The organism is Ancylomarina sp., from assembly GCF_041555295.1.
Classification (GTDB): Bacteria; Bacteroidota; Bacteroidia; order Bacteroidales; family Marinifilaceae; genus Ancylomarina.
In genome coordinates this window covers 26,053-33,241 of sequence record NZ_JBFFKR010000013.1, presented here as the reverse complement: position 1 = coordinate 33,241, position 7,189 = coordinate 26,053, and the positions used below count along the sequence as shown (strand labels likewise).

Here is a 7,189-nt window from a genome sequence, read left to right as displayed (position 1 = left end):
CTGAATATACAGCTGCCGCTTATGGTGATATTACTGAGAAAGCAGAAGTTGAAAATACCCATTGGGTTGGTAACACACGTGTTTCTGTTGGTTTGTATTATTTCTTCTAAAAGACAGAAAACCATATATAAGAAAGCTTCACTGATGAGAATCGGTGAAGCTTTTTTAATCCTATATTTTGGATTTATTCCTTTTTCAGATAGGTTCTCATCATCTCAAATAACTGATCATCATCATCAAGTCCAAGTTCTTCTGCGTCCACTTCGAAATAAATTGAATTCCCCGATTCTACAAAAATCATCGTATTCATTGGATTCGATTTATCCGTTATTTTCACCTGATTATCGGCTATTAATTTCCAAGTGAATGAATCACTATCTTCACTATTATCGGAATAAACCTTTCCTTCATGATTATCATTGAATGAGATACTTAATTCTCCAAAAATCATTTCCTCATCAAATTCAGCTTCTGCACCATCAGGTATACCAAACAATTTTACAAACTGTTCTAAAGACACTTCTTGCCCTTCAATTATAAAACCCACTGTTTCGTATTTCCAATCGCCAACAATGTGTTGTTCAAAATCTGTTAATGTCACTTCACCTTTATCGCAAGCGGTAAAACAAATCGTGACACAAAATAATAAACTCAAAAATTTTATTAATCTCGTTTTCATAAACTGGGGGTTTAGTATTAATTATAGGTTAAAATATTAAAAACAAACATAATAAATAAAACCCAACATTAAACAATAATCAACGAATGGATTTGGAGCTAATAATACATTTTATTCTTATAGCTAGTAAGTTGAATTAAAAAATCATGTGTGCTTTTTAATCAAAATATTATTGCTTTATGTATAGCTATTAATGATAAGACTGGTGATGATATTACTGGAAAAGCAGCCGTTGAAAATACCCATTGGGTAGCGAATGCTCGAGTTATGCTACTTCTTTTAGTAGATATCCAAAATATTATAGCAAGGCTCATTGGTTTTAGGCCAACGAAGCCTTGTTTTACTGTCAGCCTAACTAAAGCCAATTATATTTTGTTGAGCGGCAAGATCATGCCAGACAGTTAATATCTTCTGCCACTCGGTCGACATGTTAGCCCATTATGTTATTACGTTCCGCCACCCAGTTGATACGTTCCGTCGCTCAGTTGATACGTTCCGCCACTCAGTTGATACGTTCCGTCGCTCAGTTGATATATTCCGCCATCCAGTTATAACGTTCCGCACCTCAGTTGACATGTTCCGCCATCCAGTTGATACGTTCCGCCACCCAGTTGATATATTCCGCCATCCAGTTATGACGTTCTGCCTCTCGGTTGCCATCTTCCGCCGGTACTTTTTTATAACCGGAAGATCATGCGCAGTAAAGCTTCGATAATATAAAGCAAAAGGGTGGTCGGGTGTTGTAAACAGTTTGGGTATTATCTCAAGCTAAGAGATGCTAATTGCAAGGGAATGTTAAAGGATTGTAATATGAAGCAGGCATATTGCTTCTTGAAATTTTAGTGCTGAGCAAGCTCTATGAGCATTGCTTCCAAGCTCTCATTTAAGAGATTTGAACTACAAGAATAATTATTGATGATGAGGCTAATGGCGATTTGTTGTCCATCTTTTTTTGTCAACAGACCAGAATAGGAACGAACACCTGTCATGCTCCCCGTTTTTGCTTTAAAATTCCCAACTAACTCGCTCTGTTTACCAAAACTTTTTAAAGTCCCATTTTTACCTGCTATGGGTAGTGAATTAAAAAAGACCTTAGCATTTTCACTCTTATTCATCTGTGTCAATATTTGATTGAGCGCCTTTGCCGAGATAGCATTAAAGTGAGATAAACCACTTCCATCGAATAAAAATAAGCTTGTGGAGTCAATCCCTTTTGATTGCCAAAACTCTTTCGTAGCATTGATGCCTGATTGCCAATTAGCTTCATTTTTTTTGGTCATTCCAATCTCAAATAGGAGATGATCAGCAAATAGGTTGATACTTTTTTGATTGGTTATTGCTACAATATCAGATAGGGGAGGCGAATTAAATTGGAGTAGAGTCTTTTGCGTTTTAGTCTTAAAACTTTGTTCTTTTATTGGTATTCCACCTGCATGAAGAACATTTCTTAAATCTGAAAGGAGTACAGTTTCAGGTCTGGAAAGAGCACCTTTAACTTTAAAGTCAGATCGGTTTTGAGGAATCGTTCCTTCAATAAGTCTATGGTCGCTTGTTGTTCCTCCAAAAATGTAAGCTCTGTCTTTATTTATAGTAGAACTCAATACCTCATTGGAAAAACTTATTCCATTTTGTTTACTGTCAATCTTTTTTATCTCTGTGAGTGTACCAGCTTCTTTTGATTCAAAATGCAGGGTGTAAGTATTGTCCTTATAGCTTAGACCATGAGGTACTGCTCCATAATAGTTGCCAATATCTTCCCAAATCCATGTTCGTGGAATCGAGCTTTCGAAGTAGCTATTATCAACTATAAGCTTACCATTAATCTGAGAAATCCCATTGTTTTTAAGCTCCTTATATATTGAGGATATAAAGCGGTTGTTCTGAGGGAAATATTTAGAGGCCAAAGTAGGATCCCCATAGCCTTTGATAACCAGATTGCCCATTAATCCGCCGTCTTTATCGATTCTGCCTGTGATAAAAACATCAGTTCTAAATTGAAAATCAGAACCTAAAATTTCGAGAGCTGTAGCCGTGGTAACAAGCTTTTGAGTGGAAGCAGGTGTTAAACTTTTCTCAGAGTCACTTTCAGCAAGTAATTCACCCGTTTTCAAATCTCGAATCTCTATTCCAATACTGGCAGATTTAAAATGCGCTTGCTCCACAAAACCATCAACTATCTTTTGATCGCTTTGTTTTTGAGCAGATGCTGTGAAACAAACTAACAAAAGGTATCCGATGAAACTTAAATTTAGAGTAAATCGTGTCATTATGATGTGAGTCAATCTTTTGGTTGGTATGCGTCAATTCTTAATTCATAATCCGTAATTATTTACTCTTCCATTTCATTCAGAATGTTCTCAACTTCTTTTTCGGTATTGTGAAGTTTTTCTTTACAAATTTTCAGAAGCTCCGACACACGTTTCACTTTATCTGAAAGTTGATCCACATCTAATTCTTCATTTTCGATTGCCTGAATCGTTTCTTCAATTTCGGTTAAGGCTTCGCGGTAGTTTGTTTTCTTTTTAGGCATGATGTTTCTATTTAAGATTTTTGTATTCTGATTGCAACTTACTCTTTTATGACTTTTACTTGACTTTCAGTACTTCCCTTGGCAAATTTGGTTTCTATGATATCACCTTCTTTAAGTTGGCTGATATCTTTTATTATTTTGCCCTTGCTAAGAGTCAAAGTGTAGCCTTTTTTCAGAATATTTTCAGGATCTGCATATTTTGCACTCTGCTCGAAAAGTTCAAGTTGATGCCTGTGTTTGTTGAAGAATCGTCGACTAACGTTTCTTTGTTTTAAAATAAATTGATTAAGATTCATCTGCTCCATATCGAGCTGATGCTTTATACCCAACTTTAAATCGAAAGAGAAGGATTGTAGTTGATGTTTTGAGTTACGCAAAAGACTTTTGCCAGAAGAAATAATGCTTTGTCTGAGCATATTTAATTGGTTGTTCTTACTCGCAAGAATTTGATGAACCAGTGGTGTGAATTTTTGTGAAAGCTGTTGAAGTCGATCAGACGATTCCATCAGAATATCTTGAATACCAGCCACGAAATTTTCCTGCAAACCTTCGTGATAAGATTCACATTCATCGAAACAATCGATTAAGAATTCAGCAGCAGCAGTTGGTGTTTTTACTTTTACGTTAGCAACCATATCCACAATACTCTCATCGCGTTCATGACCAATTCCAGAGATCACGGGTAAGGGGAATTGTGCGATGTTTTGAGCCAAATCATAATTGTCGAAACAATTCAGATCAGATGTAGATCCACCACCACGGATGATAACTACCACATCAAAAATATCCTCGTAAGCGTATATCTTTTCGAGCGTTGCTATGATTGAAGCTTCAGCCTGGTTACCCTGCATAATGGCAGGAAACAGTTTGTGATGAAATTTATAGCCCTGGGCGTTATTCTCAAGCTGGTCCACAAAATCTTCATAACCTGCAGCTGTTGGCGATGAAATAAGAGCAATTGTTTTAGGAATTTCTGGAAAAAGTAGATCCCGATTCATATCGAAAACACCTTCTTGTTTCAATCTATCAATCACCTCTTTTTTCCTTCGAGCCATATCGCCCAAAGTATAAGTAGGATCAATGTCTTTTATATTGAGGCTATAGCCGTATATTTCTTGAAATTCAATACTAACTTTAATTAAAACTTTAATGCCAGAAGTGAGCGTTTGTCCGGTGCTGGTCTTAAAATAGGGGTTAAGCATTCTAAAAGTATAGGCCCATATAGTGGCTCTAGCTTTGGCGGTAATTTGATCTGTATTTTCGTCTTTTTCGATTAACTCCAGATAGCAATGTCCTGTTTGAGTCTGCCTCAGTTCTGATATTTCAGCAACCACCCATATCTCATCCGAAAAGGCATTGGATAAATGCGATTTGATTTGATTGTTTAATTGATATAAGGATATGCCTTTCACAGATTTGATTTTAAAGGTAAATTGATTTTATGTTCCAGGTTATATTTTACAAAATAGCTATTTTCTTCTTTGTTTCATTAAATATTCCGTTGGGTTCTCAATATAATGTTCCGGATCGATATCCTTGTTTTTGTTTGCTTCCATAGCATCTAACTCTTGTTTCTGATTTGCATCTAACTCATCTTGATTATCTGCAATACCCATTTCGTAAGTTATCGTTTTGTCAATTTCCCCCTTTAGCGTATAAAATATCCATTTTCCATGTCGCTTGCCGTTCTTGTATAAGCCGTCAATTTTGGTAATCCCATTGTTATAGTAAGTTGTAAAATAGGTATCCAATTTACCATTCGAGTGGTGGGCACTGATGCTTTTCTTTCCTTCTCTATCATATCGTATCCACTGTCCATGCTTAAGCCCATTTTTATATTCATAGGTCTCGTATGTTAGTCCGTCAGGATAATAATAAGTACTTAAGCCATCCTTTTTCCCATTCACAAAGAACTCTTCAATTCGAATTTGCTCATTCTTATCAAAGTATTTCCAAAGAGAATCTTTTTTCTTATCGATATAATTACCAGTAGCTGACAGTTGCTCATAAGAATTGTAGAGCTGAGCTTTGGCATTTTTGCCTTTGTTCGAAAAAAACAGACGGGCTTTAATTGCCCCATTCTTGTGAAAGCGTTTCATTTCCCCTTCAGGATAACCATTTTTAAAACTTCCGGCAAAAACCTTTTCCCCTAATGGAGTAATGTTTTCCCAGTAACCTTGCTTTCTCCCTTGCTCATCTTTTTTGTTGATGTTTTGAGCAAATAAGGTTAATGAAAATAGGCAAAGCAAGCTGCAGTATATGAATTTGTACATGAATTTAATCTTAAGGTGTTGGATATGATATTGATGATAACTTTGATTGTTCTCTCCCAAAAATACTAAGAATTTATGAGTCTGATTTTTGTTTTAGCTAATATTTTGTTTTCACTATTTTATTAATCAATTTTATTACTTATGTTAGTAGTTGTTTTATGTGTGATTGCGTTATAGAATTATTCTATTGTCAAGTAATAAGTTAATTGAATACCCAAAATCTAAATTTTAATGAATTTCAATTTAATTAGTCATCAGCACAAAGCCGCGATGCGGTCTCCCATATTTGGAAAGAGTATGGGGATAAAACTTCTAATGGGTTTTATTTTCTTTATTATCTCACTTGAGCTTCTGGGTTTTGCATTCTATGTTGGTACAGCATTAGCAAAAAAAGGAGGAGATCCCTTAAATGAATTATTAAGTTACTTCATGTACTTTTTTGCGGCTATGTTGATTTTGCGATCATTATTGCAGAAATTACCAACAATGGCAGCTATGCCTTATCTTCTATTACCAATCAAAAAATCACGTTTGGTTAATTTTATCTTAACTAAGCCTTTGTATAATATTCTAAATATTATACCAATAATTATAATCGTGCCCATTTTGATACCACTATCTGCTTATCTTACTTCCGGGCAGGTCGTACTCATTTTGGCTTCAATTGTAATTTGTGATCTATTGGTAAATTATTTGGCGATATATATCAAGCGCGTACAAATCAAATATGAAATTGTATTCTACATCTTTCTTCTATCAATTGTTCTATTTGGTTTCATCGATCATTTTAATCTGATTGATATTAAATCTTATTCTGCTTCTATTTTTCAGTCAATGATACAGCAACCTCTTTTATTGCTTGTGCCTGCTGCAATGTTTTTGGGAGCTTACTTTCTAAATTATCGCTTATTGTTTGGAAATTTCTCATTGGAGGAATTCTCTAAAGGAACAGGCTCTGCCAAAGGTTCATTGAGTAAGCTTACCTATTTTGAGCGTTTTGGTAAAATCGGGGAGTTTATGATGCTCGAGATGAAAATGTTTGTTCGTAACAAGCGTTCTCGAACACAATTGATGATGTTGCCTTTAGTTGCTTTGTATGGTTTGATGTTTTATCCAAAACCAGATATGCTAGAGTCAACTGGATTCTTAATTTTTGTAGGGCTATTTATGACAGGTGGTTTTATGATGGCTTTTGGCTTGTATTTTTTTGCATGGGAAAGTGGTCACTTTGACTTGATCTTAACTTCAAATACAAGTTATTTAAACTTTCTGAAAAGTAAATATAATTTGATGGTGCTTTCTTCTTTGTTTATGTATTTATTGATTTTGCCCTATACTTACTACGGTTCTTATATTTTGTTGGTTAATACAGTTACTCTGATTTTTAATATAGGTGTCAATACATTTGTCCTATTGTATTTTGCTTGTAATAATAGAAAATTCATGAATCTATCTGGAGGAGCTGCTTTTAATTATCAAGGTGTGAGTGCTCAGCACTTCTTTTTGATGTTTCCAATTTTATTATTCCCATTAATCATATATGCACCCTTTGGAATTGCCGATTTACCTATTGTAGGTCTCGTATTAATTGGAACAATTGGCTTATTAGGTATAATCTTTCATGAGAAATTACTTATAGCTGTTACAAAACGATTTATTGATAAAAAATATAAAATGGCCGAAGGCTTCAGAATTAAATCTTAAGGT

Annotated in this window: 8 protein-coding genes; 2 read left to right on the top strand and 6 right to left on the bottom strand. The window is 34.9% G+C overall.

Features of this window, described 5'->3' with window-relative positions; translation table 11 throughout:
- Positions 1-184: 184 nt before the first annotated feature.
- Positions 185-679 (bottom strand): hypothetical protein, encoded by a 495-nt coding sequence (locus ABY905_RS02435; protein ID WP_372640080.1) that lies wholly within the window; start codon positions 677-679, stop codon positions 185-187.
- 150 nt (positions 680-829) lie between these two features.
- On the opposite strand from ABY905_RS02435, the gene ABY905_RS02430 reads away from it, so the two are divergent.
- Positions 830-1,084: a hypothetical protein gene (locus ABY905_RS02430; protein ID WP_372640078.1), complete on the top strand. Its 255-nt coding sequence runs from the start codon at positions 830-832 to the stop codon at positions 1,082-1,084.
- A gap of 41 nt (positions 1,085-1,125) precedes the next feature.
- Here the strand turns inward: ABY905_RS02430 and ABY905_RS02425 are convergent, their stop codons facing one another.
- The 5 genes from ABY905_RS02425 to ABY905_RS02405 form a co-directional block, all read right to left on the bottom strand.
- Positions 1,126-1,206, bottom strand: coding sequence for a hypothetical protein (locus ABY905_RS02425; RefSeq protein ID WP_372640082.1), 81 nt, complete (start codon positions 1,204-1,206; stop codon positions 1,126-1,128).
- Positions 1,207-1,518: 312 nt separating this feature from the next.
- On the bottom strand, positions 1,519-2,946 hold the full coding sequence (dacB, locus tag ABY905_RS02420; protein WP_372640075.1) for a D-alanyl-D-alanine carboxypeptidase/D-alanyl-D-alanine-endopeptidase: 1,428 nt from the start codon (positions 2,944-2,946) through the stop codon (positions 1,519-1,521).
- Between the two features lie 62 nt (positions 2,947-3,008).
- Complete coding sequence (gene xseB, locus ABY905_RS02415; protein WP_372640073.1) at positions 3,009-3,209, bottom strand: exodeoxyribonuclease VII small subunit; 201 nt, start codon at positions 3,207-3,209, stop codon at positions 3,009-3,011.
- Positions 3,210-3,247: 38 nt separating this feature from the next.
- Positions 3,248-4,621 carry an exodeoxyribonuclease VII large subunit gene (gene xseA / locus ABY905_RS02410; protein ID WP_372640071.1) on the bottom strand — a complete coding sequence of 458 codons (1,374 nt, stop codon included), beginning with the start codon at positions 4,619-4,621 and terminating at the stop codon, positions 3,248-3,250.
- Positions 4,622-4,678: 57 nt separating this feature from the next.
- Positions 4,679-5,482 (bottom strand): toxin-antitoxin system YwqK family antitoxin, encoded by an 804-nt coding sequence (locus tag ABY905_RS02405; protein WP_372640069.1) that lies wholly within the window; start codon positions 5,480-5,482, stop codon positions 4,679-4,681.
- Positions 5,483-5,713: 231 nt separating this feature from the next.
- Between ABY905_RS02405 and ABY905_RS02400 the strand changes: the two genes are divergently transcribed.
- On the top strand, positions 5,714-7,186 hold the full coding sequence (locus tag ABY905_RS02400; RefSeq protein WP_372640067.1) for a DUF5687 family protein: 1,473 nt from the start codon (positions 5,714-5,716) through the stop codon (positions 7,184-7,186).
- Positions 7,187-7,189 lie beyond the last annotated feature (3 nt).